Origin of the sequence: Polaromonas sp., assembly GCF_030682935.1 — a bacterium.
Classification (GTDB): domain Bacteria; phylum Pseudomonadota; class Gammaproteobacteria; order Burkholderiales; family Burkholderiaceae_C; genus Polaromonas.
The window spans coordinates 1-1,075 of the sequence record NZ_JAUXNA010000248.1 but is presented as its reverse complement, the minus strand read 5'-3'; the positions used below and the strand labels follow the sequence as shown (position 1 = coordinate 1,075).

Genomic DNA, 1,075 nt, shown 5'->3' with positions numbered 1-1,075 from the left:
GCTGTTCAGCAGCAGGGTCACCTCTTCGGGCTGCCATTTCGCCGTCGACGCGGTGAAGTTCTTGATGTCGGAAAAAAAGACCGTCAGCTTCTTGCGCTGCGTCCGGATTTCGGCCTGGCGCGAACCTTCAAACAAGGACTGGTAAACCTGCGGCGCCAGGTAGCGCGACAGCTGTTGCGCCAGGTCCCGCAGCCGCCGGGCATAAGCGGTACGCTCCAGATGAAGTTTCAGGCGCGCCAGCAGCACTGGCGGACTGATGGGCTTGGTCACATAGTCGGTGGCGCCAAGGTCCAGGCCGCGGTGCTCCTCCTCGACACTGCCCAGAGCCGTCAGGAATATCACCGGGATGTCGGCGGTGCGCGGATCACGCCCCAGCCGCTGGAGTACCTCATAGCCATCCATGTCCGGCATCATCACGTCCAGCAGGATGATGTCGGGCCGCTGCGCGGATACCGCCAGTGCCAGTCCGGCATCGCCCGACGCTGCCAGCATCACTTCATAACGCTCGCGCAGCAGCGCGTCCAGCAGGTAGCGGATGTCCTCGCTGTCCTCGATCACGAGGATGCGCGAGCGGGAGGCCATGGCTGTGCTGGCCTGCACCGGCGCCATTGTGTCCGTCCCGCCAGCCGTCGCCTCCATGCGCCATTTCCTTTACAAAAACACACGGGCGCTACCGCGCTGCCGCCTACTTCGCCAGCGCCGCGCGCATACCGTCAATCACGGCACGGTAATCCGGCTTGCCAAAAATGGCGCTGCCCGCCACAAAGGTGTCGGCCCCTGCATCGGCCACCCGGCGGATGTTGTCGGTCTTGATGCCGCCATCGACCTCCAGGCGGATGTCCTTGCCCGAAGCCTCAATGCGCTTGCGGGCCTGCTCGATCTTGCGCAACGCCGAGTCAATGAAGCCCTGCCCGCCGAAACCCGGATTGACGCTCATGATCAGGATCAGGTCGAGATCCTCGATCACCCAGTCCAGCACGTCCAGCGGCGCCGCCGGGTTGAACACCAGCCCGGCCTTGCAACCTTTGGACTTGATGGCCTGCACGCTGCGGTGCACGTGGCCGGAGGCGTCGGG

The 1,075-nt window shown here is 64.5% G+C and carries 2 protein-coding genes; both read right to left on the bottom strand.

Going from position 1 to position 1,075, the window contains the following annotated elements:
• Window positions 1–639: two-component system response regulator (locus tag Q8K05_RS11435; RefSeq protein ID WP_305246729.1), on the bottom strand; the 639-nt coding region annotated here is incomplete at its 3' end.
• A 46-nt stretch (window positions 640–685) separates the two neighbouring features.
• The coding region (locus tag Q8K05_RS11430; RefSeq protein WP_370868835.1) for a ribulose-phosphate 3-epimerase at window positions 686–1,075 on the bottom strand (390 nt) is incomplete at its 5' end.